21 protein-coding genes and 1 pseudogene are annotated in these 25,575 nt (G+C 56.3%); 13 read left to right on the top strand and 9 right to left on the bottom strand.

Annotated elements, in window-relative coordinates; translation table 11 throughout:
- Positions 1-2 precede the first annotated feature (2 nt).
- From AC07OG_RS16315 to AC07OG_RS16305, 3 genes and pseudogenes are all read right to left on the bottom strand, one after another.
- Positions 3-1,187 carry a DNA methyltransferase gene (locus tag AC07OG_RS16315; RefSeq protein ID WP_495067498.1) on the bottom strand — a complete coding sequence of 395 codons (1,185 nt, stop codon included), beginning with the start codon at positions 1,185-1,187 and terminating at the stop codon, positions 3-5.
- On the bottom strand, positions 1,174-2,481 hold the full coding sequence (locus tag AC07OG_RS16310) for an HD domain-containing protein (RefSeq protein WP_495067497.1): 1,308 nt from the start codon (positions 2,479-2,481) through the stop codon (positions 1,174-1,176). Before AC07OG_RS16310 ends, AC07OG_RS16315 begins: the two co-directional genes overlap by 14 nt.
- A 92-nt stretch (positions 2,482-2,573) precedes the next feature.
- Positions 2,574-3,236: pseudogene (locus AC07OG_RS16305) on the bottom strand (SOS response-associated peptidase family protein).
- A 72-nt stretch (positions 3,237-3,308) separates the two neighbouring features.
- Here AC07OG_RS16305 and AC07OG_RS16300 point away from each other — a divergent pair.
- Entirely contained in the window at positions 3,309-4,361 is a 1,053-nt protein-coding gene (locus AC07OG_RS16300) for a PD-(D/E)XK nuclease domain-containing protein (RefSeq protein ID WP_495067496.1), read from the top strand.
- 445 nt (positions 4,362-4,806) lie between these two features.
- On the opposite strand, the gene AC07OG_RS16295 is transcribed toward AC07OG_RS16300, so the two are convergent.
- Both AC07OG_RS16295 and AC07OG_RS16290 read right to left on the bottom strand, forming a co-directional pair.
- Positions 4,807-5,841 (bottom strand): ABC transporter substrate-binding protein, encoded by a 1,035-nt coding sequence (locus tag AC07OG_RS16295; protein ID WP_495067495.1) that lies wholly within the window; start codon positions 5,839-5,841, stop codon positions 4,807-4,809.
- Between the two features lie 147 nt (positions 5,842-5,988).
- The gene (locus tag AC07OG_RS16290; RefSeq protein WP_495067494.1) at positions 5,989-6,762 is read right to left on the bottom strand and encodes a class II aldolase/adducin family protein; all 774 of its coding nucleotides are present in this window, start codon (positions 6,760-6,762) and stop codon (positions 5,989-5,991) included.
- A gap of 174 nt (positions 6,763-6,936) precedes the next feature.
- Between AC07OG_RS16290 and AC07OG_RS16285 the strand changes: the two genes are divergently transcribed.
- The 3 genes from AC07OG_RS16285 (at position 6,937) to AC07OG_RS16275 (ending at position 10,646) form a co-directional block, all read left to right on the top strand.
- Positions 6,937-8,358, top strand: coding sequence for an aminotransferase-like domain-containing protein (locus tag AC07OG_RS16285; RefSeq protein ID WP_495067493.1), 1,422 nt, complete (start codon positions 6,937-6,939; stop codon positions 8,356-8,358).
- Between the two features lie 463 nt (positions 8,359-8,821).
- Positions 8,822-9,601, top strand: coding sequence for a transporter substrate-binding domain-containing protein (locus tag AC07OG_RS16280; RefSeq protein ID WP_495067492.1), 780 nt, complete (start codon positions 8,822-8,824; stop codon positions 9,599-9,601).
- A gap of 13 nt (positions 9,602-9,614) precedes the next feature.
- On the top strand, positions 9,615-10,646 hold the full coding sequence (locus tag AC07OG_RS16275; protein ID WP_495067491.1) for a histone deacetylase family protein: 1,032 nt from the start codon (positions 9,615-9,617) through the stop codon (positions 10,644-10,646).
- A 34-nt stretch (positions 10,647-10,680) separates the two neighbouring features.
- On the opposite strand, the gene AC07OG_RS16270 is transcribed toward AC07OG_RS16275, so the two are convergent.
- Entirely contained in the window at positions 10,681-11,610 is a 930-nt protein-coding gene (locus AC07OG_RS16270) for a LysR family transcriptional regulator (protein WP_495067490.1), read from the bottom strand.
- A 230-nt stretch (positions 11,611-11,840) separates the two neighbouring features.
- Here AC07OG_RS16270 and AC07OG_RS16265 point away from each other — a divergent pair, with 230 nt between their 5' ends.
- The 6 genes from AC07OG_RS16265 (at position 11,841) to AC07OG_RS16240 (ending at position 17,177) form a co-directional block, all read left to right on the top strand.
- Complete coding sequence (locus AC07OG_RS16265; RefSeq protein WP_495067489.1) at positions 11,841-12,503, top strand: amino acid ABC transporter permease; 663 nt, start codon at positions 11,841-11,843, stop codon at positions 12,501-12,503.
- The gene (locus AC07OG_RS16260; RefSeq protein ID WP_495067488.1) at positions 12,500-13,261 is read left to right on the top strand and encodes an amino acid ABC transporter ATP-binding protein; all 762 of its coding nucleotides are present in this window, start codon (positions 12,500-12,502) and stop codon (positions 13,259-13,261) included. The genes AC07OG_RS16265 and AC07OG_RS16260 overlap by 4 nt, the downstream gene beginning before the upstream one ends.
- A 71-nt stretch (positions 13,262-13,332) precedes the next feature.
- Entirely contained in the window at positions 13,333-14,661 is a 1,329-nt protein-coding gene (locus AC07OG_RS16255) for an aminotransferase family protein (protein WP_495067487.1), read from the top strand.
- Positions 14,658-15,338 carry a CoA transferase subunit A gene (locus AC07OG_RS16250; RefSeq protein ID WP_495067486.1) on the top strand — a complete coding sequence of 227 codons (681 nt, stop codon included), beginning with the start codon at positions 14,658-14,660 and terminating at the stop codon, positions 15,336-15,338. Before AC07OG_RS16255 ends, AC07OG_RS16250 begins: the two co-directional genes overlap by 4 nt.
- Positions 15,313-15,966 carry a 3-oxoacid CoA-transferase subunit B gene (locus tag AC07OG_RS16245; RefSeq protein WP_495067485.1) on the top strand — a complete coding sequence of 218 codons (654 nt, stop codon included), beginning with the start codon at positions 15,313-15,315 and terminating at the stop codon, positions 15,964-15,966. Before AC07OG_RS16250 ends, AC07OG_RS16245 begins: the two co-directional genes overlap by 26 nt.
- A 14-nt stretch (positions 15,967-15,980) precedes the next feature.
- A complete protein-coding gene (locus tag AC07OG_RS16240; protein WP_495067484.1) occupies positions 15,981-17,177 on the top strand; it encodes a thiolase family protein in 1,197 nt (398 codons plus the stop codon).
- Between the two features lie 204 nt (positions 17,178-17,381).
- On the opposite strand, the gene AC07OG_RS16235 is transcribed toward AC07OG_RS16240, so the two are convergent.
- Both AC07OG_RS16235 and AC07OG_RS16230 read right to left on the bottom strand, forming a co-directional pair.
- On the bottom strand, positions 17,382-18,335 hold the full coding sequence (locus tag AC07OG_RS16235) for a 3-hydroxyacyl-CoA dehydrogenase (RefSeq protein WP_495067483.1): 954 nt from the start codon (positions 18,333-18,335) through the stop codon (positions 17,382-17,384).
- Between the two features lie 33 nt (positions 18,336-18,368).
- Complete coding sequence (locus AC07OG_RS16230; RefSeq protein ID WP_495067482.1) at positions 18,369-19,475, bottom strand: ATP-NAD kinase family protein; 1,107 nt, start codon at positions 19,473-19,475, stop codon at positions 18,369-18,371.
- A gap of 112 nt (positions 19,476-19,587) precedes the next feature.
- On the opposite strand from AC07OG_RS16230, the gene gcvPA reads away from it, so the two are divergent.
- Together gcvPA and gcvPB are read left to right on the top strand one after the other, a co-directional pair.
- Positions 19,588-20,997 carry an aminomethyl-transferring glycine dehydrogenase subunit GcvPA gene (gene gcvPA / locus AC07OG_RS16225; RefSeq protein ID WP_495067481.1) on the top strand — a complete coding sequence of 470 codons (1,410 nt, stop codon included), beginning with the start codon at positions 19,588-19,590 and terminating at the stop codon, positions 20,995-20,997.
- A complete protein-coding gene (gcvPB, locus tag AC07OG_RS16220) occupies positions 20,990-22,528 on the top strand; it encodes an aminomethyl-transferring glycine dehydrogenase subunit GcvPB (protein WP_495067480.1) in 1,539 nt (512 codons plus the stop codon). The genes gcvPA and gcvPB overlap by 8 nt, the downstream gene beginning before the upstream one ends.
- 44 nt (positions 22,529-22,572) lie before the next feature.
- On the opposite strand, the gene AC07OG_RS16215 is transcribed toward gcvPB, so the two are convergent.
- Positions 22,573-23,976: an aminotransferase gene (locus AC07OG_RS16215; RefSeq protein ID WP_495067479.1), complete on the bottom strand. Its 1,404-nt coding sequence runs from the start codon at positions 23,974-23,976 to the stop codon at positions 22,573-22,575.
- Positions 23,977-24,092: 116 nt separating this feature from the next.
- On the opposite strand from AC07OG_RS16215, the gene AC07OG_RS16210 reads away from it, so the two are divergent.
- Positions 24,093-25,547: an NAD-dependent succinate-semialdehyde dehydrogenase gene (locus tag AC07OG_RS16210; protein WP_495067543.1), complete on the top strand. Its 1,455-nt coding sequence runs from the start codon at positions 24,093-24,095 to the stop codon at positions 25,545-25,547.
- Positions 25,548-25,575 lie beyond the last annotated feature (28 nt).

The raw sequence follows: 25,575 nt of genomic DNA, 5'->3' as shown, positions 1-25,575 counted from the left end.
ATCTAGTTTTTCACAAATATTAGAATGTCTTCACATTTGACTTTTGCCATTAGGCGTCTACGGCTAAGCCTAATATCCCTTTCTTTCCTCAAAGCAAGGGTGAAACCTTGTCCTTCCGCTGCGATTATTAGTTCATCTGTTGTAGATGCTCTCGCTTGGGATTCGCCAACAACTAGCGCCATTGAAGATCCTTTTTTCAATACTCGGAAGCTTTGTTCGAAGAACGTAGTGATAAAATTCATGTACGTTTCATGGCTGTTTTTTCTTGTGCGATTAGATCTAGCACCTGATTCGAATGATCGTAACTTTTCGAAGTCTCTGAATCCTAGCCGTTCGGGAGCAAGTTCGTCTTTATCAAACCACAGATAACTCAATCGTTGGGATTTTATATAGTCTGCCACGCCATAGTAGGGCGGGGACGTTACGATAAAATCTACAAACTCACTCTCGATAGACTTCATGTTAGAAACACAGTCACCTGCCAGGAGTTTATATCTTGCACGTGTCTGTTTTCTTGTTTCACCTTCAACATGAACTTGTACGGCTTTATGCGATAATTCTGTCAGCTTTACGTATTCGTTGGCTGCGTTAAGAAAAATCGATAAAGCATCTTTGGAAATTATCTCAAATGGTTTCGGTTTGACGTTATCACACACCCATCCCCAGTGACGGCCTTGTGATGAGGCGTTTTTCAGTATCCCAGAGAAAATTGCAAGAAGACATTTTCTAATTTGTAAATTATTGGTTTCAATGATGGATGTTAAGAGGCGATTCAATGTAAATAGCGTGTCTGGGTGATACCATGCCCTAAGTTCCTCATAATGAGGGTGAGGCTCGACTTCTGTTGTGCCGAATAGCCCTTCAGATTGGCTGATGATACAGTCGATCTGTTTTCTGAGGGTTTTAGGTTCAGGGAAGTATAATTTTGCCTCGCTCATTAGCAACGCAATAGGATTGGTATCTATCCCGATGAACTTTCTGCCCAGTCGGATAGCTTCCACACCTGTAGTCCCAGATCCATTGAATGGGTCAAGTACTACATCATTTTTTTGCGTGAAAGCAGGAATAAGCGTTCCTGGGATCGCCGCTACGTATGTTGCAGGATACCAATGAAGAGAATGTATTCCCGAGTTGCTAAGGGTAGGGAAAGACCAATCTATACTTGCTAAATGTTCAGTTAAGTTCAAGTCGTAGCTCATCCGTTCCGGCGTAGAAGCTTCCTTTATATGTTTCTGGGAAATCAGCTTCGAAGGTAGTGACTCCAAACAAGTCGCAAAATAATGCGGTGACTTCCTGTCTCCAAGCGGACAACTCTAATTTGGTTGGTTTACCCTTGCCTTGATTTTTCTGAACTAGAGCAATCATGCAGCTAGTTGAGTTTTGGCCCAGGGTGATTTTCTTGTTGCTATCTACAATTGATACTTCAATTTTGCGACTGATCAAGCCTTTTTCGTTCCATACAAAGTATCCGAAATCTTTAACGGGCTTCTTTTTTACATTGTTGGACATGAATTCTGCAATATCTGCGTTTTTATGTTTGGCCGATGCGTCGAAGTTTTTAAACCATACGTAATCTATTAGCTGATAATTGCATCCGGAGATGAGTTGTTTTGCTAATTCTTTTGTGTATTTGTTGGAGCGTAAGTCTTCTTCAAATTCTGGTTCGGTTTTAAACCATTGTTCCGGTGTAATTATTTTATGTTCTACTGCTAGACGAACGAGATCGGTCTGCAGTGCGTTGTACGGAATGCACTCAGGATGTGCAATTATCATTGTATAAATACGCTGCCGGAAATCTAGCCAGGTCTTTAGTGGTTCAATCGCTGCACTGCTAAAAGAGAGGCCGTTCTTTTCGTTCAGCCTCATGCTTTTCCGTATTTTGACAATGTTCTCTCTTGCGTTGTCCCAACCCAGCATGGCAGCCATTCGGTGTACGTTATCAATATTATCGATGTCGATGTCCGCAGACACGGCGCTGTGCTGTCCCTGTTTGGGACATACAAGATCGATTACTGCGTCTTGATCAACATTATGCCTTTGCAGGATTTCTGCCAGTTCTAAGTGTTTACCAAATACAATTTCTTGGTAAGCATTATCGTCGCTGATATTGCCGCGAATCATCCGTGAAAGAGTTTCTTCATGGTTGAACTTTGCATCGATTCGTTTGAGCTCAGATTCGACGAGGTGGCCATAAGGGGGGATTGCTGCATCATGTAGAATAGCTGCAGCCAATAGTGCCTTAGTTGCATCAACGCTGAGATTACTTTTGTGAGCCAGTTCAACTGCTAAAAAAGTAACTCCAATGGAGTGGGGAAGACGTCTGGATCTGCCCAGCTCTTGGATAAGAGGTACATCAAAATTCATTTGACGCATGTTTCGAAGCCGATGAATCTCTGGGCTATCTATGAGATCAGCCAGCAACGAGGTTAGGTTTTCATCAGAAAACCGTATGAGCCCATGCAAAATGTCGTGGAATTCCATATGGCCCTTCATTCAAGCGTAACGGGGTCTACAACCCAAATTGATCGATTGTACACGCTAAAGGTAAGCAGATCATATGCCACACGGTGATCTCACTTTGCCTTCAGACCCGACGAAAAGGGCGTTTTACACATACAATTACATTTGAGCGGCGGGGGATTTTTAGCTGAGAGGCTTATTAGGCCGGGTCCCTGATTGCGCACCTTACCAATTGCACGGTCCACTTTGAACCATTCGAACGCTTCCGTGGGCTCACCCTGCAGCGGCACCATCTGTTCCGTGCGTTCTTTTGGCGTACCAGGATCCAACCACTCTCTGGCCAACTCCGGTGACAACGTCACTGGACGCCGATCTTGAATGTCCACCATGCCGCCCGCCGCGCTGTCGGCGGTGATGATCACAAAGCCGTGGTGCTTGCCCGGCTCATACACGGCATTTGGGTACCGGCCGATCGCGGCGCAGAAATGGGGGACCGGTCCCGTCTTCGAATCAGGTATGGCCGTTTCTTCGGTCTGGACTCGTCCACCCAATCGAACCAGTTGTTGATCGCGATGATAGCCCGGTGCGGCCAGATGGCGCGGAAAAAGGGGCCGTGGGCGACCTTATCAATCCCTGGCATTAATCAGCGCGGCGCAGTTCTTGGCCCAGTGCGGGCGCCCGCCCCAGCGAACCATATCCGCGTGAAGATAGTTGCCCTCCTGATGGACGTTCAGGGAATGTCTCACTTTATGAGTCAAATCCGCATGGTCAAGCAGGTGAACCTGAGAGAACAAGATCGCATGTATGATGCGCACCTTGTGTAATCGAGAATCTCGGAGAAGAGTGCATTGCTGAAATGGATCTATAGATGTTTTGCTGGAAGCAAGGAGTACGGCTCGCTGGGTGAATTGGTTATGGATAATCGGCGCTGGCGCATGTTCGCTAAGGCCACGTTCACGATGCTGCCGCTGATGCCTGTGCTCGTATACTGTTCATGGATCGCGCCACGCTTCGAGGATTCTGGAGTTACAAATCCCGCAGTGCTTGAAGTGGTGAATAGCGAGCGGTATGAGCAAGCCACCAGTGAAGTCTTCGAGCTGCTCGACCGTTATAACCGTGGGGAGATTGGTCTGGACGCGCTGCATGGTCTGCAGGGCGTGCATCGAATTGGTGGTGTGATTGTCACGTTCAATTTGAAACTGATGCCGCGAGACGAACCCAGGGAGGGAGGAGGCAAACAATACAAGCTTGACGGACAGTACAAGGTTACCGTCTCGGTTGGCTACTTGATCCTGTTCCTTACCGTCGAATTAGCGTTAATCGCGATAGCCGGCTGCGTGGTTTTACTGGGGCCGCCACAAGCTCAGCGCAAGTTCGAAGAGCAAATACTGCAGGCACATTTCTCCCTTGACTCGCCTGTGCTACCGCCTGCGATAGTAGAACGCCCCGACCAGCTAGTCGTGCGCATGCTGGAGCGTTTTCATCGCTTCGCGAAAGATCTGGAATGTCGCTCGCGCGGCAGGGGAGGTATTCAGATCGAGGATGAATACGATGTGCAGTTTGTCGTTAATGCTTTGCTGAGGTTACAGTTTGATAATGTAAAGCCTGAGGAGCAGTCTCCAAGCATGGCAGCGGGCGCCACCCGTCCGGATTTCCTTCTGCCCGATCATGAACTCGTCGTCGAACTTAAAATGACGCGCGATGGCATGACTGCAAGAACTCTAGCCGATGAGCTGATATTGGACATCGCCCGCTATCGTGCCCATCCTCTTTGCCGAGCGATCATTTTTTTCGTCTATGACCCTCGCGGCCTGATTAAAAACCCAGTGGCATTGCAAGCAGAACTGTCGGAAATTGCAGGCGAATTGCCGGTAAGCCTGGTTGTGTCGCCGAACCACTGAGTCAGGAGTGTTGATGATCAGTCTGTCCGACGCTATCCAGACTGATCCACTCCCGTGCAAGATGGATTCCCGTGCCAGCTGGTGAACATTGAGGCTGCTTTGGTTCGTTCGAAGCAGTTTTTTTTGCCTATCCGAAACCAAGCTTCAGCCGAATCACATCACTGTTAGGGCAAATTTAGGGCATAACAAAGGCCTATAGGGGCCGCTTCCGGCCTAGAGTGAGCTGATTATTCCTAGTAAATACAGGCCTGTAGCGGACTGGAAAGCTGTCAGCGGGGGTTCGAATCCCTATCTCTCCGCCATATCAATGCAAAAAAGCCCCGTTTACGGGGCTTTTTTGTGCTTGCTGTCCCGTCCTGAATAAGGTTTACACCTTCGATTGGGCCGTTGTCCCCCTCTACATCAAATCAATCGTTTCCTTGCCGGCTACTATCACAACTCGCAATCAGTTCGTTTTAGCTACCCAGGCGTTGAAGCGCTGTTCAAGCTCTTCTCCATGGTCGACCCAGAACTCGCTGTCTATCGGCATGGCCTGCTCCAGGTTACTCGGGGCGGTATTCAGGCGAGCCGCCAAGGCCGGATCAAGCAATGCAGCGGTTTGCTGGTTGGTTGAACCATAACCAAGCTTTTCGGTATGGACTTTCTGGTTTTCCGGACGTAGCGAGAAAGCGATAAACCGCTCGGCCATCGTTTTGTTCTTGCTGCCCTTAGGGATCGCCCATGAGTCGATGGCATAGATACTCCCCTTCCAGACGATCTTCACATTGGCTCCCGTCTCTTGGGCGGCGAATACTCGACCGTTGAACGCTGTACTCATGACCACATCACCACTGGCCAGGAACTGCATAGGCTGTGCGCCCGCCTCCCACCATTGAATCTCAGGTTTGATCTGGTCCAGCTTACTGAATGCGCGATCAACACCCTCTTTGGTAGACAGCACTTTGTAGATGTCTGCGTAGCCCACGCCATCGGCCATCAACGCGGCTTCCAGCGTGTACTTGGCACCTTTGCGCAGGCTGCGTTTGCCAGGATACTTTTGTATATCCCAGAAGTCGGCCCAACCAGTCGGAGCGACCTTGAGTTTGTCGGCGTTGTAAGCCAATGCCATAGACCAGACCAGCAAACCAGCCCCGCACTCTGAAATTGTGCCTGGCACGAAGTCCGACGGTTTGCCGAGTTGTGCCGAATCAAGATGCTCAAACAACCCCTCTTCACAACCGCGAACCAGGTCAGGCGCCTCAACCTGCACCACATCCCAATTGACGCTGTTCGTGTCGACCATGACCTTGATGCGCCCCATCTCACCGTTGTACTCGCCGGCGACCACCTTGTTGCCGGTGGCTTTTTCGAAGGGTTTATAGAATGCCTCCGACTGCACGTCCTTGCTTACCCCACCGAACGAAATCACGGTCATTTCGCCCGCCATGACACTCGACGTGATGGCGCTGAGAAACAAGGCTCCGATTGCTTTCTTATTCATGTCTACCCCTAGGATTATTGGTTTTGGCAGATTTGAAACACACATGGCAGTGTTCAATGCGATCACTTACAGCTTTACCAACCCGACTCTGGAACCAGTCGGATAGTAATTTCTCTTATAGATAACAGCCTGACCGTCGATCATGCTTCAGCGTCGGTAATCCGTTTGATCACTCGCAATCAGGCGCAGAGCGGACGTCCAGCCGAGTTGGTGCAGCTGTTGATCAATCTCGTCATCGGACTGCTGAGCGGTCAGTTCGCACACCGCTTCAGGTGGCATGCGCAATGGTCGGCCGCCAGCCAGGGCTTGAACCTGAGCCTGGCAAGCACGTTCAAGAAAGTAGATCTGATTGAACGCTTCGGCGATGGATCGGCCTGCGGCTAGCAAGCCATGATTGCGCAGGATCATCGCCATGTGCGTACCCAGGTCGTGAACCAGTCGGTCGCGCTCTTCGGGGTTCAAGGCAATACCTTCATAGTCGTGGTAGCCAAGCCGTCGGTAGAACTTGAGTGCATGCTGACTGATCGGTAGCAGGCCTTCTTCCTGTGCCGAAATTGCAATGCCGGCCGAAGTGTGGGTGTGCACGACACAACTGATATCGGGGCGCGCCGCATGGATCGCCGAGTGAATGTTGAACCCCGCGCGATTGACACTTGCGGGGCCGTACCGGGAGTCCACGGCATGACCTTCATGATCAATCTTGATCAGATCAGAAGCACACATTTCATGAAACAGCACGCCATAGCGATTGATCAGAAAAAACCCTTCCTCACCAGGTACGCGGGCGGAAATGTGCGTATCGATCAGATCAGTCATGCGAAAGTGTGCGAGCAACCGATAAAGTGCAGCCAGATCGCATCGGGTATCCCACTCTTCGCTGGAGATCTGGCTACGGTCGATTTGATAGGTGATGTCGTGCATTACGTATCCTTGTTCATGGTATGTTTCAGCCGAATGGGTCGACCGGCAATAGGGTGATATTGCAACACCCTTGAACGGGTCACCATGAACAGAAAATGCCCCGAAACGGCATCACTGTTATGGTCTTTTTACCGATACACTCACCGCAGAACACCACACCCGGATGGTTGTTTTATGATGTTTTTGGACCCTTGCTCGGAGGTGTCACTGGTCAGCCAGATCGTCACCGGTATCAGCCTGGCGATCAAAGAACAGCGCTTGCGCCCTGGCAGCAAATTGCCCTCGATCCGCAAATTTTCCCAGAACCACAAAGTCAGCCACTTCACGGCAGTCGAGGCCTATGATCGGCTGGTCGCACTTGGTTACCTGACGCCGGTGCGCAATGCTGGCTTCTACGTACGGGGCGTATCGGACGGGACGCTTGCCGAGCCTGAACCCGCAACCGCCGAGACCGACAACGCGCTCGACTTCGACGCCTATCTGCTGCTGCAAAAAGTATTTCAGCCCATGGGGATGGAGCTGCGCCCTGGCGTCGGCCTGCTGCCTGAGCAGTGGACCGACCACAATGGCCTGCAACGCAGCCTGCGTGCGATGGGCCGTCGGGAGCCGAGCGATTTTTCTGGTTATGGGCACGCCAAGGGCTGTGCACGATTACGAGCAAAACTGGCTGAAAAGCTCGTAGATGCGCGCATTGCTGCGCACCCGCAACAGATCATGTTAACCAGCGGTGGTAGCCATGCGCTGGACCTGATAGTGCGCTACCTGGTGCAACGCGGTGACAACGTATTGGTCGATGAGCCGGGTTATCACAACCTGCTTCTGAACCTGCATCTGCAAGGTGCAAAGCTGCTGGGCGTCCCGCGTACCCGCGACGGAGTTGACCTGGCAGTACTCGAAGAGCTCATTCGACTTAATCGTCCGAAGGTATTTTTCACCAACACACGCCTGCAATGCCCCACCGGCACCAGCCTGTCGCTGGCCGTCGCCCATCGACTGCTGCAATTGGCGGAAAAGTACGATTTCCTGATCGTCGAGAACGACATCTACGCTGACCTCGACCCGACAGGCCAACAAGCGCTGGCCGGCATGGATCAGTTATCGCGAGTGATCTACGTTGGCAGTTTTTCCAAAACCATCGCTCCCGCACTGCGAGTCGGTTTTATCGCCGCTCATCAGGAACTGATCGACGAACTGGTCCCGCTGAAGCTAGTCAGCGGGCTGACCACCTCGGAGATAGCCGAAGAGCTGGTGCTCGATGTGCTGCTGCAGGGACGGCATCGCAAACACATCAAACAATTGCACAGCAATTTGGCGCAGGCTCACGAAACCGTGGCTCGCCGCCTGGAATCCGTGGGAATGGAAATATTTGTGAAACCACATGCAGGACTTTTTCTGTGGGCCCGTCATCCGCTGATAGAGAACTCCACCGAACTTGCCATGAAGGCCAAGGATAAAAAAATCCTGCTTGCACCCGGACAGCTGTTTATGCCGGATGCCAAAGTGGTGCCATGGATGCGCTTCAACGTAGCGCACTCGATGGACGACCTGATTTATGAGTTTTTAGCGCTCGAAGCTGACACACAGCTCAATCGCTGAATAGGGAATACTTCCGTATTAACGCCATTGGACACTCCTAGAGTTGAGGCGATGTTGGTTGCGGGCCGGATGTATCGGTTGCTATCTGCCGGGGCGGCTTGGGTAGCGCTTGCCAAGGGCAAACGCCCCTACAGATCTCCCCGTTCTGCCAGCGATATGCAGCCATCATTGCACGGACATAGAGCCCATCAAGCAGGTCGCCTCGCTCTCGGCGCTCACTGCGTTGTCCTTCATGGCGCTACACATCCTCCGCCGGCGGATCACCGATCGGCGTGGGTACCGGTTTTATGGATTGCTTAATAACCGATCACGAATGCAGGTCTGTCGGTCGAGTCCGTCCAGTTCGCCTTTGCGGCGGTGCTTAGTAAAACCACTCAATTGAGCGAAAAACAACATAGATTGACGCAAGGCGAGGCGATTGGAATGCTGGCGGTTAATCACCCGCCGACAGGAAATGACACCCATGAAAAAAACAATACGTGTTCTGGCCAGCTCCCTGCTTCTGGCCGCTACCTGCTTAAGCGTATTTACTGCTGCCCACGCCGAAGATCTGGATGCGGTCAAACAAAAGGGCGAGTTAAAATTCGCGCTCACCGGCAAATATCCTCCATTCAGCTTCATTGATGCGAACGGCAAGCTGTTGGGCTTCGACGTGGATATCGGTGATAGCCTGTCGAAACAAATCGGCGTCAAGCCGGTACCGGTGACGACTGCCTGGGACGGCATCATCGGGGGGCTGTTGGCCGGCAAGTACGACGCCATCATTGGGAGCCTGGCGATCACTGACGAGCGTCGTAAGGCTGTGGACTTCTCTGAGTCGTACTACCAGTCGGGTGCGCAACTGTTCGTACGCAAAGACAGCTCGGTCAAGAACATTGACGAAATGGATGGCAAGGTAATAGGTATCACCCTCGGCGAGACTTATGAAACATGGTTGCGCGAACACAAACCGAATGTGGTGCTGAAGACCTACAAGGGGCTGCCGGATATTCTCCTTGACCTGCAGAACAAACGCATTGACGGCTTTGTGACCGACAAAATTGCGGGCCTGCTAACCGTTCGCGACAGGCAACTGGATGCCAAGCCTGCCGGTGAGTTGCTCTATCCGGAGAAGATGGGCATCGCCGTGCGCAAGGACAGCCCACAGCTCAAGGCCGCGATCGACGCCGCTCTGGCAGAGATCGGCAAGGACGGTACCTACAAGAGCATCAGCGAGAAATGGCTGGGTAGCGACATACGTTGAAGGATGACGAGCGATGCTTACTTACTTTCACCCTGAGCAATACCTGCACCATCCGCGCACCTACCTGTCCCGCGGGCAGATGCGCACCCCACAGGAAGTTCCCGAGCGTCCGCGTCGCCTGCTGCGAGCCGTGAGTAATTTGGGCTTCGACCTGCGCCAGCCCGATGACTATGGCATGTTGCCGCTGGCAGCGGTACATAGTCCAGAATACCTACGCTTTCTCGAGGAGGCTCATGGCGAGTGGAAGGCCAGTGGTCAGGACTGGGGCGATGAAGTCATTTCCAACATTTTCATTCGAGATAACAACCCGCTGCGCGGAATCATTGCCAAGGCCGCACGCTACCTTGCAGACGGCAGCTGCCCGGTCGGCGAGCAGACGTGGCGTGGCGCCTACTGGTCGGCCCAGAGTGCAATCGCCGGCGCTCGCGCCTTGCTTGATGGCGTTTCCGAGGCTTATGCACTATGCCGCCCGCCGGGGCATCATGCACGCAAGGACGCGGCCGGTGGCTTCTGCTACCTGAATAATGCCGCCATCGCCGCCCAGGAGTTGCGCAAGGGGCATACCCGTGTCGCCGTGCTGGATACTGACATGCACCACGGTCAAGGCATTCAGGAAATCTTCTATGAGCGCGATGACGTGCTCTATGTGTCGATCCACGGCGATCCTACCAACTTCTATCCGGTGGTCGCCGGCTATGAAGACGAGCGCGGCAGCGGTGCGGGTTATGGCTACAACATCAACCTGGGCATGCCCCATGGTTCGGTCGAGTCTGTATTTTTCGAGCGTTTGCAGCAGGCCGTCACTGCGCTGCGCCGCTTCGAGCCAGACGCCTTGGTGTTGTCATTGGGCTTCGATATCTATGAGCTGGACCCGCAGTCCCAGGTGGCTGTGACCAGTCAGGGCTTCAACAGACTCGGTCGGGTTATCGGTGAGCTCGGCCTGCCGACGTTGATCGTGCAGGAGGGCGGATACCATCTGGACAGCCTTCAGATCAACGCCGAGCAGTTCTTCAGCGGCTTCCTTGAATCCCGACAGCAGCTCTGAGTCAGCCAGGCGGACGGCTTCTGGCTTCGTCCGCTCAGTTCGCCGGCAGGCGCAATGCAGCAGCGCAATCTTCGCGCTGCTGCATTGTCTCCACCACGTTGGTCAATGCCTGGCGCATGTCGTCGATCAGTCGATTGCTCTTTAATTCTTGTTTGTAAACCAGATAGAAGCTGAACCACTGTTCCAGGGCGAAAGGGCGGCTTAACAGCTTCGGACTCTCGCACAGGTCTGCAGCCGTTATGGCGTTGACCAGACTCAGCCCTCCACTGAGCTCGATCATCGTACCGATGCACGACATGCTCGACTGCAATTCGTGACGCAGAAGTCGGCGCAGACTGTTGTCGCGGTAGATTAGGTGGTCCGACTGGATCGGTTTGATCAGCCTCTGTCCGTTGAGGTCGGCTAGATCCAATTCCTCCTTCTGCGCCAGCGGGCTGCTGCTAGGCATCAGCACACGCATGCGCGCCGAAACCACCTGGGTAAACAGCAGATTAGGCTCGTGCACCTCATAGGAAACCAGCGCCATATCCAGCCGTCCGGCCTCTACCTCTGCTATCAGTCGGCCGCTCGCGGCTACGTCCAGCGACATGGCGATGCCCTGATGAGCGTGCAGGTATTGCTGTGCCACGCACGGCCCGAAACGATGGCCCAACCCTGGGGCGCATCCCAACTTGAGCGAGGCTACGCCGCTTTCCTGGAGGACGGAGATGTCCTCCTCAATGCGAGCTAGATTGCCCATCATCTGTACTGACTCGTTGAGCATATAGCGTCCCGCCGCAGTGATCAGCAGTCGCTGGTTCTCGCGGGTGAACAGGCGGATTTTCAGTGATTCTTCCAATCGCGCCAAGGCATGGCTGACCGCTGATTGGGTCAGTTTTAACTGCACTGCCGCTTGGCGAGTCGAACCGGTGGTGGCGATGGCATGGAAAATCTCTAGGTCACGCAGGCTGAAGTCGGAACGCATGGAATAAGCCTTTGTTAGTCAAGTGATTAAAAAAGATCATAAATTGACGGCTGTTTTTGTCAATGCAAGACTCAAGCTGCACAACATGGAAGGCAAAAGTCCTTGTTTTGCAGCGCTCTCGTATAACTCATTTGGGTATTAAAACAACTCATAGGGATAGTCCGTCGATGGCCTTTCCCGGCCTGCACCACGAGTGCAGGAGCCCATAGGCGCCACATCCGAGAATAAGAATGTTCGACTTCAACCTCGTGCTCAAATACCTCCCGATGCTGTTCGAAGCTGCGGGCATCACCGTCGAACTGACCTTGCTGACCATCCTCTTTGGGCTGCTCATCGGACTGCTCGCCGCTCTTTCCCGCCTATCCCAATATGCTGCCGTGCGGTGGATAGCTGCCGGCTACATTTGGCTGATCCGCTCAACGCCCTTGCTGGTGCAACTTTTTATAATCTACTTCGGCTTGCCGCAATTCGGTCTGGAACTGTCGCCCTTCGCCTCCGGGGTGCTCGGTCTGGCGCTAAACGTCGGGGCCTACAACGCAGAGACCATTCGAGCGGGCATCCAGGCGATTCCCAATGGTCAGATCGAGGCTTCGCGCTCTCTGGGTTTCGGCACCGCCAAAACCATGCGCCTGATCATCCTGCCGCAGGCTTTCAAGCTGATCGTGCCCCCTTTGGGAAACAACCTGATCATTTTGATCAAAGACACTTCGTTGGTGTCCACCATCACCTTGGCCGAGCTGTTTATGCGCACTCAGCAACTGGTAGGTGCAACCTTCAGACCGTTCGAGCTGTATTTCGCCTGCGCGCTGATATATGCGCTGTTGACCACAATCACCAGCCTGCTGCTGCAAATGTTCGAGCGGCGCCTGCTGCTCAAGGGAGGACGCACATGAATACTGGCAACGTGCAGATTCAACTGAAGGGCATCCACAAACAGTACGGTCCGCTGGAAGTGCTCAAGGGTATCGACTTGCAGGTGCACAAAGGCGAGGTCGTGGTACTGATCGGTCCGAGTGGTTCGGGCAAGAGCACCTTGTTGCGCTGCGTGAACATGCTCGAGGAACCGACCGGCGGGGAAATACTCTTCCAGGATCAGTTGGTGAATGACCGCAAACGCAGCCATCGTGCCCGTGAGAAATACCTCAACGCATTGCGCATGAAAGTCGGCATGGTGTTCCAGCACTTCAACCTGTTTCCGCACCTTACCGTGCTGGAAAACATCACACTTGCACCGACCCAGTTGCAGGGTGTTGATCCTGTTCAGGCCCGTGCCGACGCCGAGGAACTGCTGAAAAAAGTCGGCGTGTTGGATAAGCGCGACGTCTATCCCGGCAATCTCTCCGGAGGGCAGAAGCAGCGCGTTGCCATTGCTCGCGCTTTGGCGCTTAAGCCCGATGCCATGCTGTTTGATGAACCGACTTCGGCGCTTGACCCTGAAATGGTCGGTGGCGTACTCGGGGTCATGGAAAGTCTGGCTCGAAGCGGCATGACCATGATCGTGGTGACCCACGAGATGCGTTTCGCCGAGAAGGTCGCCGACCGAGTGGTGTTCATGGCCGATGGCAACATCGTCGAGCAGGGGACGCCCGCCGAAGTATTCCGAGCCCCGCAACAGCCGCGGACCCGTTTGTTCCTGGCCGACATCAGCTGAGTTCGGCTTCCATTGATTCCAGAACGCCGCCGCGGGTCCGCGAGCGGTGTGTTCAGCCCGGGGGGGCTCGCATGTCTGATTACCTTTTTTACCAATCTTCCGTACGTTTGCCGACCATCGCCCGGGCGCAGGGTATCTATGCCTGGGACGAACAAGGCAAGCGCTACATTGACGGTTGTTCTGGAGCCATCGTTGCACAGCTCGGTCATGGTCACCCGGCGGTGCGCGAGGCCATGTTAGCGCAACTGGACAAAGTCGCCTTTGCCTACCGCACCCAGTTCGAGAACCAGCCATCTCTAGACCTCGCAGAGCGCCTGGTTAATCTCACCGGTAAACGCTTTGACCGGGTGTTCTTCTCGTCGGGCGGATCCGAGTCGGTCGAGTCTGCGATGAAGATCGCCCGCCAGTACTGGTTCTGCAAAGGCGAGCCACAGCGCAAGGTATTCATCAGCCGCCAACCTGCTTACCACGGCTCGACCATGGGCGCGCTGGCAATGACCAGCTACACGCCGCTGACCAAGCCCTTCACACCAATGTTTCAGCACTACCCGAAGATCGCATCACCGACCCAGTACCGCATACCTGAAGGCCTCAGCCCCGAGACCCATGCGCTGAACTGCGCCGATGAGTTGGAAGCGGCGATCCTTGAAGCCGGCGCACAGAACGTCGCTGCCTTCATCGTTGAGCCAATCGGCGGTGCCAGCACTGGCGCTGAGGTGCCTCACAACGTGTACTTCCCGCGCATTCAAGCAATATGCAAGCGCTACGGCGTACTGTTGATCCTCGATGAAGTAATGACCGGTATCGGTCGTAGCGGCCGCTGGTTCGGTTATGAGCATTGGAATGTGCAAGCGGACATTTTGTGCCTGGCCAAGGGCCTGGGGGCCGGTTATTACCCAGTATCGGCAGTGTTGACCCGCGCTGAACTCACCGACCCGATCCTTTCCTCGGGAGGCTTCCAACACGGTTACACCTACGCCGGCAATCCGTTGGCCAGTGCTACCGCGCTGGCGGTGATCCAGGCTATCGAGGACGATAACCTTGTGCCACGTGTCGCGGACAATGGTGCCTATCTGCTGGAGCGCCTGCAGGCGCTCGGTGCACGGTACGAGTTCATTGGCGACGTGCGCGGCCTAGGCTATCTGCAGGCTATCGAGTACGTCTCTGACCGCACCAGCAAGGAACCTTTCCCGTTGGCCGACAATGTCAGCGACAGCATCACCCGCATAGCCCGAGAACACGGCCTGATCATTTACCCTCGACGTTCGCTGATGGGTGAGAAGGGCGACCACACGTTAATCTCGCCACCACTAATTACTACCCTTGCGCAGTGTGATGAGATCGTCGATTTGCTCGAGGCAACCTTCGACGCCTTCCAGGCGCAGCGGAGCCGCCCATGAACAAGCAACGATCGCTCGCCGACGCAGTGGATGCCATCGCTCATGGCAGTAGCATCATGGTCGGTGGCTTCGGTTCACCGGGCACGCCATTCTCCCTGCTGGAAGAACTGGGGCGGCAGGGCAAGCGTGACCTGGTGATCATTAAGAACGACGCCAACCAGGACGGTTATGGTGTCTCGCGGCTGATCGATGCCGGTGCAATCCGCAAGATGATCACCACCCATCTGGGCTTGAGCGGCGCGGCGCGGCGCGCGTTCACTGACGGCAGCCTGGAAGTCGAGTTCGTCGCGCAGGGTTTGTTCGCTGAGCGTATTCGTTGCGCAGGGGTTGGATTGCCGGCCTTCCTGACCGACATCGAGTTGCCGGATGAGCTCGGCCAGCAGCGCCAGACAGTGTCCGTCGATGGTCGCCAGTTATACGTCGAGTTAGCGCTTAAAGCCGATTATGCATTCATCGCCGGCCATCGCGCAGATCTCAATGGAAACCTGCAATACCATGGCAGCGCGCGCAATTTCGGGCCGCTGATGGCAATGGCCGCCGACTGTGTGATCGCCGAAGTCTACGATTTGCGCGAGCAGCCGCTGGCCCCGGACAGCATCCACACCCCAGGCATCTTCGTACACCATCTGGTCGCCGTATCAAGGAGCTCCCATGAGTACCAGCCCATCCTCCGCTGACCTGCGCCAGGCCATTGCTCGCCGCGCCGCTGCGGAGATTCGCGACGGCCAGTTAGTCAATCTGGGCATCGGTTTGCCGACGCTGATCCCCGACCACGTGGCGCCTGGCATTCAGGTGTGGATACATTCAGAGAACGGCATAGTCGGTGTAGGCCCCCAGGCCCGTGAGCACAACCTCGACGCCGAGTTGATCGACGCTGGAGGCGGCTATGTGACCGTAGTGCCCGGCGGAGCCATCGTCGATAGCGCTACCTCCTTCGGCATCATTCGCCGGGGCCTGTTAGATATTACGTTTCTTGGTGCCATGCAGGTTTCCGTGCATGGCGACCTGGCCAACTGGCTAGTGCCTGGCAAGATAGTCGCCGGGATCGGTGGCGGGGCAGAGCTGGCGCAGAAGGCCCGGCAGGTGATTGTGACCATGCCGCACTGCGACAAGGATGGCCGAGCGAAGATTCTCGAGCGCTGCGACCTGCCGCTGACCGCACGCCGCTGCGTGACGCGGATCATCACCGAGCACGCAGTGTTCGATGTCACCACCAGCGGTCTTGCGTTACGGGAAATTCTTGGCGATCTCAGTCTCACCCAGCTCAAAGCGATTACCGCGCCATTCCACGACGACCGTATCTGACCCGGAAGCCCAAGATGAATCACGCATCTTCTGCTGTATACATCGCTGCCTATGCTCGTACGCCTATCGGCCGCGCCTACAAGGGCGCATTCAACGATACCGACGCTCCTACCCTGGCGGCTTTCGCACTGAAGGCCGTACTACGGCGTGCGGCCATTGGCCGGCAGGACATCGATGATGTGATTCTCGGCTGCGCGTTACCCGAGGGTTCGCAGTACTACAACATTGGCCGCATGGCGGCGCTGGCAGCAGATCTCCCCCTACGTACGCCGGGTATGACGGTGGATCGCCAGTGCGCCTCCGGATTGATGTCCATCGTCATTGCCAGCCAGCGTATTCAGGCCGGCGACGCCGAGTTGATTCTGGCTGGTGGGGTGGAATCTATCAGCCTGGTGCAGAACGATCACATGAACAGCTACCGGCGACAAGATCGCGGCCTTCTGCAGCGATTGCCCGCCACTTACATGCCCATGGCGCAGACCGCCGAGGTGGTTGCCGGTCGTTACGGGATCAATCGTGAGGCGCAGGACGCTTATGCTTTGCGCAGCCAGCAGAACACGGTCGATGCCCTCGCCAGAGGAGTATTTGCCGAGGAAATCACTCCTGTGCGAGTGACGCAACGGATCCAGGACCGCGAAAGTGGCCTGGAGGAAGTGATCGAAATCGATATCGCCAGTGACGAATGTCCTCGCCCCGCTACCAGTGACAATGGCCTGGCAATATTGAAACCGCTGTTCGACAAGGGCACGGTCACAGCTGGTAACGCCTGTCCGCTGTCAGATGGTGCTGCCGCCTGCCTGGTGGTCTCGGAAGAGCAGTTGCGCAACCATAACCTGCAACCGCTGGGACGTCTGGTCAGTTGTGTGGTAGAAGGCTGCGCACCAGACGAAATGGGTATCGGACCCGTGCCGGCGGTGCGCAAGCTACTGCGCAGAAGCGGGCTTGAGGTGGATGATATCGGCCTTTGGGAGCTCAATGAGGCGTTTGCCTCTCAGGTTGTTTATTGCATCAACGCACTGGGCATTCCGCCTGAGCGACTCAACGTCAATGGAGGTGCCATCGCCCTTGGCCACCCCTATGGCATGAGCGGGACCCGCCTGGTTGGCCATGCCCTCCTCGAAGCGCGGCGACGCAATGTGCGCTACGCCGTGGTGAGCATGTGCATTGGCGGTGGCCAAGGCGCCGCCGCGTTATTCGAGTGTTCGCTTTGAGTAACACACAAGCTTTGGGGGATCGGGGGGCGGGGATGTGGACTGTTGCGTCGCGCCGGAACGCGCGTACCGTCTTTGGTGGAGCCGGCTCTTGGTTTCGTTGAGAGCAGCCTGCGACATGAATGGCGCAGGTGACCGTTCCAGGATGTGGAGTCCCGGAGGTGATAGATCACGACCGGGAGAAAAATATTGCCGGCTTTTGGGCTACGGCCTCGTCTTTTCTCTCTTCAACGCATCACTGGCTCGCTCCATCAGCGCCCGGTCTCGCCATGCGACCCGTTCTTCCCAATTCTCTAGCGGCACCAATGCCCGACGTTGTGCTTCGACCTTGGCCACCAGGTCGGCGGTCCACGGATCATGCTGCCCGCGTTCCGCTCCCATACGCGCGTAGGCCGGGCCCATTTTTAGAGCGTGCGAACCGATACCGCCGCGAGTATTGAGGTCGACGGTTTCGAAGGGGCCCATGAATGTCCAGCGCAAACCCAGACCCTGACTCACGACTTTGTCGATGTCGGCGACTGAGGTAATGCCATCACGCACCAAGCAATATGCTTCACGTAGCAATGCGCCTTGCAGGCGGTTGAACACAAAGCCTTCTATTTCCTTTTGCAGGCGCACGGGCGTCAGGCCCGCTTCGGTATAAAGAGCTAGAGCTCGGTCGACATGTTGCGCATCGGTGAACGGTGCGGGAACGATTTCGATCACCGGCAACAAGTATGGTGGGTTGCCCGGATGCGCAACCAGGCAGCGATCGCGACCGGGCAGCCCTTGCGCGAAGCTTGAAGCCGTCAGTGCGGAAGATGAACTGGCGAGAATCGCACTGGGAGGGGCGAGTCTGTCGAGCTGTCGAAATAGCTCGATCTTCAGGTCGAGCCGTTCCGGGGCGCATTCCTGAATTAGGCTGACGTCGGTCACTGCGCCGGCCAGATCTTCAAACAGATGCACCCGGGCGCTGAGGGTTTCTGGCGTTTCCTGGAGTAATCCGAAGGTAACCAGCTCCGAGCAACGGCTGAATATTTCCTGGCGGGCCAGTTGCAGGCGTTGGGCGTCCGGGTCTTGTAGGCGCACGCTCCAGCCGGCACGGGCGAAGACGATGGCGAATGCCACACCAATGCTGCCAGCGCCAATTACGGCAACCACGTGAGGGGATGAGTGCATGGGGTCTCCTGTTGTTTTTGTAGGGCAAAAAAGTCAGTGAACGACACGCACCATGGCGCTGCGTCCAGGGGCGGTGTGCACGCGGATAAATCCGCTGAGACGGGTGTCGATTTCCGGATCGCCGCTGTCGACAAACAATTGGCCCTGGGGCAGCGCGGCGATTTTTTCGCTGCTCGCCAGTACGTGTAGATGTGCCGGGCTAATCGATGCGAGAACTGCGGCGCTGATTTGCTGGTTGCCGCGACCGAACAGGCAACCCTGGCCTCCAGTAAGGCTGACCACCACGTGGGGCGGATATTTCACTGCGAGTGTCAACAGGTCGTTTTCGTTGGCGTCGCGACAGATCAAGGTTTTACCTAGGTAGGCGTCGACGCCCAGCAGCGTGCTGTCACCGTTTAGATGTTTGGACAAAGCTTGAATCGTCCGGCCGGGACCCAGGAAGTAAACGTGCCCTGCCTGCATCTGCGCGGCAAACAACGCCGCTTCAGCTTCTACGGCCCGGTCCGGATTGGAGCTGCCCGACTTGGCGCTTTGCATGTGTCGTGGCTCGGCTGGCACCCGTGCGTAGCCGTAAAGGCGGGTGCTGACGCGGTCTTCACGGGAAGCTTGTTCATCGATGTCGAGCAGTTCGGCTTCATGACTTGCGACACCGCCATTGGCGCAGTGACGGGCGAGTTCACCGGCATGTTCTGGCGAGCGTGCAAACACCCCGGAATACATTTTCACTCCGCAGGGAATGCCGAGCACAGTGGTCGTCATCGAAGATACGGCCGCCGCCACATCGCGGGCGGTGCCATCCCCCCCGCCGAACAGCAGCAGGTCAACCGACTGGGCGAGCAGTGCATGGCAGGCTTCAATTGTGTCTCGCGACGAGTACTCGGCTGGCGGAGTTGCAACAATCTGCGCCTGCAAGTCCGCTGCAGCACAGGCGTCCTCACCCATTTCGCCGGGCACAGTAAAAATCTGCGCATCGCTGCCGATCAGGCGCCGCAACGCCCGCACGCACCGATCGTGGGCTTGCGGCCGAGCGCCCAGTTGCAGCGCCAGAGCGACCATCTCGGCACCGTCGCTACCCTTCAGGCCAGTCGTTCCGCCGAGCCCGGCAAAGGGATTGATTAACAGGCCAACCTTGAACGTCATCGAGACTCGCCTTCGGGTCATTGAACGGTTGCGAGTGTCAGTATTGCCACGTAGATTGTGCGCAGTACAAACAAAAGTTCGCATAAGACCTAATATTGCGTCCGGAGGTAAGATGAGTCAACCAAGATTTGCCCATCCTTTTATGGCCAATGCACTGCCTGATATCAAGCAAGAGATGCTAGATGTCCTAGGTGTTGAGTCTGTCGAAGCGCTTTTCGAACAGATTCCTGAAGCGCACCGTTTGAAAAAAAATCCCGAACTTATGGGCGGTATGCGCTCAGAAGTAACCTTGAGCCGGCACCTTCGCGAAATCCTCGGTCGTAACCGTAACTGCAGCGATACGTTGAGTTTTCTCGGGGGGGGGTGCTGGCAGCATCACGTGCCGGCTATTTGCAACGAGATTGCCAGTCGCAGTGAATTCCTGACGTCGGTATGGGGCACGCCTTCGTCCGATCAGGGCCGCTGCCAGGCGTGGTTCGAGTTCAGCAGTCAGTTGGGTGAACTGGTCGGTTGCGAGTATGTTGGTCTGCCGGTCTACAGCTGGGGCTGTGCTGCCGGTCATGCATTGCGCATGGCTTCGCGACTGAACGGTCGCAATACGTTGTTGCTTCCGGCGATCATCGATCCAGAGCGGCTGGCGGTAATTCGCAATTACTGCGAACCCAACATGGCCAATGAACTGAGTTTAGAGTTCGTCGCCGCTGATCCCTTGACTGGCACCATGGATTTGCAGGACCTCAAGCGCAAACTCGGTGACCATGTCGCAGCGGTGTATCTGGAAACGCCGAACTACTTTGGCCTGATCGACGGTGGCGCAGCCACCATCGCAGAGTTGACGCATGCCCAAGGTGCGGAATTCGTGGTCGGCGTCGATCCGATCTCTCTCGGCGTGCTTGCGCCGCCACCGGAATATGGCGCCGACATTGTTGTCGGCACTATTCAGACTCTCGGCATCCCTATGTATGGCGGCGGGGGCTTGGGTGGGTTTATCGCTACCCGAGACGAAGAACGCTACGCTCGGGAGTACCCGACGCTATTGATCAGCATCACCACAACCTTGCGTTCTGGTGAAGTCGGTTTCGGCTTGTCGCTGGCTGAGCAGTCCTCTTATGGGCTACGGGAAAACGGAAAAGACTGGACCGGCAACTCGGTCTACCTGTGGGCAATCGCCAATGCGGTGTACATGTCGCTAATGGGCCCGCAAGGGTTCGTCGATGTCGGCGAATTGATCTTTGCGCAGGCGCATCAGGCTGCTCGACGTTTGAATGAGCTGCCGGGTGTATTGGTCCGGTATGGTGACGGGTTTTTCAAGGAGTTCGTGGTCGATTTCAATGCCAGCGGTCAGTCGGTGGCAACGATCAATCAGGCGTTGCTGGCGCGGGGGATTTTCGGCGGGCATGACCTGAGCCAGGAATTTCCGGAGCTCGGGCAGAGTGCATTGTACTGCGTCACTGAACTGCACCAGGACGCCGACCTCGACCGGTTGGTTGACGCCCTTCGCGAGGTATTGAGCCATGAATGAGTCCATCAAGTTGCGTCGATACCAGGCTGCCGTGTGGGACGAGCCGGTGGTGATGACCTTGTCTCGCGCCGGGCGCCGTGGCGTAGTGTTTCCCGTAGCCAACGTTCCCGGCGACCTGAGTGCGATCCCGGCGTCGATGCGCCGAAAATTTATGCCGCAACTGCCGGAAATGTCCGAGCCCGATGTGTTGCGCCACTACCTGCACTTGTCGCAACAGACCCTGGGGATGATGGGCATTTCCCTGTTTGGCACTTGCACCATGAAGTACAACGCACGTGTCAACGAAGCGATTACCGCACGTGATGATGTCGCGCAGTTGCACCCGCGTCAGCCTGATTCAAGTTTGCAGGGTTCGTTGCAGATCATGCACAACCTGGATTTGAATCTTCGGGCATTGTCGGGCATGGATCGCTTTGTGTTCCAGGCCGCTGGTGGCGCCGATGCGGCATTTCTGCACGTGTGCGTGACTCGTGCCTACCACGCGGCACGCGGTGAACTCGAGACGCGCGACGAGATCATTACCTCGATCCAGTCGCATCCGTGCAATCCAGCGACGGCGGCAACGGCGGGATTCAAGATCATCACTTTGCCGCTGGAGGAGAACGGCTATCCGTCCCTCGAAGCGCTCAAGGCGGCAGTCTCTTCGCGCACGGCGGCATTGATGATCAACAATCCGGACGACATGGGTATCTACAATCCAGACATTGCTGAGTGGGTGCGCGTGGTGAAGGAGGCAGGTGGTCTGTGCTTCTACGACCATGCGAATTTCAACGGTGTGATGAGCAAGATTCGGGCGCGGGATCTAGGCTTCGATGCTTGCATGTTCATGCTGCACAAAACCTTCGGTGCACCGAAGGGCGGTGGCGGGCCGGCCGTGGGCGCCTACGGTTGCAGCGACGAATTGATCCCTTATCTGCCGGGGCCTGTGCTGGTTGAAGAGCAAGGAGCGTTTCGACTGGAGGCGGGCACCGAGCTGGGTATTGGCCGGGTGCGCGAGTTCCTCGGTAACCTGCCGCAGATCATCAAGGCTTACGCGTGGGTGCGGGCAATGGGCATTGACGGGATCGCAGAGGCGTCGGATTTGTCGGTGCTGGCCAACAACTACATGGGCAAGAGGCTCAGTCAGATTCGTGGGGTGACTTGTTCGCATCCGCACGTCAAGGCATGGCGGCTGGAGATGACGCGCTACAGTCTCGAAGTGCTGACGCAAGAGACCGGTATCAGTGCCTATGACGTGCAGAACCGAATGGTCGATTACGGCGTTGACGCCTTCTGGCTGGCTCACGAGCCTTGGGTGATTGCCCAGCCGTTTACCCCCGAAGCGGGCGAGATGTGGTCCAAGGAAGACATCGATTACTGGATCGCAGTGCTGGCCCAGGTGTGCCAGGAGGCCTACGACAACCCCGAGCTGGTGCGTACTGCGCCGCACAATCATCCGATCGGTCGTCTTGATACTGGCCCTCTGGAAGACCCGGCCCGCTGGGCTACTACTTGGCGCGCTTATCAGCGCAAGCACCCCGGCGCTGAGTAATGTTTAGTCGCCGGCGCACACTGCGCCGGCGACTACCGTTTGTTTCAACCTTTCCAGTGACCCTCGGCGTGCAGTTGGGTGAACACCTTGTCCACGGCGCGTCGTGCACGCGCGACCATTTCGACCACTTCGTCCTCGCTGATCACGAACGGCGGCGAAAACGAGATCGAATCGCCTTGGGGCAATGCGCGGGTTATCAGGCCTTCTTCGAGCGCGGCGCGGGCGATCCGTGGTGCGACCTTCAACGCCGGGTCGAATGGCGTGGCTGGATCGCGACGAGCAACAAACTCGACCGCTCCCATCAGCCCGACGCCGCGTATCTCGCCCACCGCCGGATGATCGGCGAAAGCGTCGCGCAACAAACGATGCATCAGTTCGCCGCGTGCGCCGGCTTGGGCGACCAGGCCTTCGTCTTCGATGATCTGCAGGTTGGTCAGCGCAACGGCGGCGGCCAGTGGGTGAGCGCTGTAGGTGTAGCCGTGGGCGAATGCGCCATACTTTTCGCCACCGAGCAACAGGCCTTGCCAGATTTTGTCGGAAATTATGCACGCCGACAGTGGCACGTAAGCCGAGGTAATGCCTTTGGCAACCGTCATCAGGTCAGGGCGCATGCCCATTTTTTCGCTGCCGAACTGGGTGCCCAGGCGACCGAAACCGCATATCACTTCGTCAGCGATCAGCAGCACGTCGTATTTATCCAGCACCGCCTGCATCGCGGCGTAGTAGCCAGGTGGCGGGACGATCACTCCACCGGCGCCCATCACTGGCTCCATGATCATCGCCGCCACGGTGTCCGGGCCTTCGGCGAGGATCAGGTTTTCCAGGTCAGCGGCCAGGCGTGCGACGAAGGCCGCATCGCTTTGACCGGGTTCGGCTTGCCACAACCGGTGCGGCGCGGTGGTATGGCGGATAAAGGGCAGTGGCAGATCGAAGCCAGCATGCATCCCCGGCAGGCCGGTCAGGCCAGTAGCTACCACGGTGACGCCGTGGTATCCGCGATTGCGCGCAATGATTTTCTTCTTTTGCGGCAATCCGCGAGCATTGTTGTAGTACCAGACCAGTTTGACCTGTGTGTCGTTGGCGTCGGAACCGGAGTTGCCGAAGAACACCTTGGACATCGGCACTGGCGAGAGTTTGATCAATTTCTCGGCGAGCAGTATCGGCGTGTCGGTGGCCATCGATGAAAATGAGTGATAGTAGGGCAGCCGCATGGCCTGGGCGTGCAGAGTGTCGGCGATTTCCCGGCGACCGTAGCCGACGTTGACGCACCAGAGGCCTGCCATGGAGTCGATGTAGCGCCGGCCGTTGGTATCTTCCAGCCAGACACCTTCGCCCTTGACCATCACCAACGGGCCATTGCGTTCATGCTCGGCAAGTGCGGTGAACGGGTGCAGAAAATAACGCCGGTCCAAGTCATGCAGATCGGTCGATGGAGTATGTGAATCCATGGTCTCTCCTGTTGCGAACTTAGTTTTCGGTTGATGATTTGTGCGCATTGCGGTGTTATGGGCGTTGTGCGAACATAAATGTACACCTTAATCCCGCAACGAGGAAACAAATCATGCTGAACTTGAAAGACCCTTCATTGCTCAAGCAAGCGATTTTCGTCAATGGTGTGTGGTCGGTTCCGCCCGGTTGCGGTTGGATTGAGGTGACTAACCCGAGCACTGGAGAGTTGGTCGGGCGGGTTCCGAAGGCGGGGCGTGCACAGACCATCGAGGCCATTGAAGGCGCCGAGGACGCATTCCGGTTGTGGGCGGCGCGCCCGGCTGGCGAGCGGGCTAAAATAGTCAAGCGCTGGTACGACTTGATCGTGGAAAACGCCGACGACCTGGCGCTGATCCTCACCGCAGAACAAGGCAAACCTTTGGCCGAAGCCAAGGGCGAGATCCTGTACGGTGCTGCTTTTTTCGAGTGGTTCGCTGAAGAAGCCAAGCGTGTTTATGGCGAAATTCTTGCCGCGCCGCAGCGGGGCCAGCGCATGCTGGTATTGCGGCAGCCGATCGGCGTGTGTGCGGCAATCACACCGTGGAACTTCCCGATGGCGATGATTCCGCGCAAGGCTGGCCCGGCGATTGCGGCCGGTTGCAGCATGGTACTCAAGCCGGCCAGCGCCACACCGTTCTCGGCATTGGCACTGGCGGAGCTGGGCCACCGCGCCGGTTTGCCAGCCGGGGTGTTCAGCGTGGTGACCGGCGCAGCCGGGGAGGTGGGCGACGAATTGTCGACCCATCCGCTGGTGCGCAAAGTGACCTTCACTGGCTCGACCGAAGTCGGCCGTTCACTGATGGCCAAGGCTGCCGGGACCATCAAGAAAGTCGCGCTGGAACTGGGCGGCAACGCGCCGTTGATCATTTTTGATGATGCCGATATCGATGTTGCTGTTACCGGTGCCATTGCTTCGAAGTTTCGTAACATGGGTCAGACCTGTGTCTGTGCCAACCGCATCTATGTGCAGAGCGGCATTCATGACCGCTTTCTGGAGCGTTTTGCCGCGGCAGTCGCGTCGCTCAAAGTTGGAGACGGCCAGGTTGAAGGCGTGCAGCAAGGACCGTTGATCGACGAAGCGGCAGTGCAGAAAGTTCAGCAACATATAGATGACGCAATTACGCAGGGCGCCCGCATCGTCACTGGCGGTCGTCGTCATGCCTTGGGCCAGACGTTTTTTGAACCAACGGTACTCGCGGATGTAACCGCCAATATGCGCATTGCTGTGGAAGAAACCTTCGGTCCCGTGGCTCCGGTGTTCCGCTTTGAAACCGAAGCTGAAGTGATCGCGGCTGCCAATGACACTGAATTCGGCCTGGCGGCATACTTTTTCACGCGCGACAACGCCAGGGTGTGGCGGGTCAGCGAAGCGCTTGAGGTCGGCATCGTCGGGGTCAACACCGGTGCTACCTCCTATGAAGGTGCGCCCTTCGGCGGGGTGAAATCGTCAGGCATCGGTCGCGAAGGCTCTCATCACGCCATCGAAGAGTTCACCGAGCTAAAATACGTATGCGTTGCACAGGTGAGCTGATATATTCCGAACTAAACATCTGTGCGCA

This window comes from Pseudomonas sp. GW821-FHT09H03, from assembly GCF_059415945.1.
This window is presented reverse-complemented; position numbering and strand designations above follow the sequence as displayed.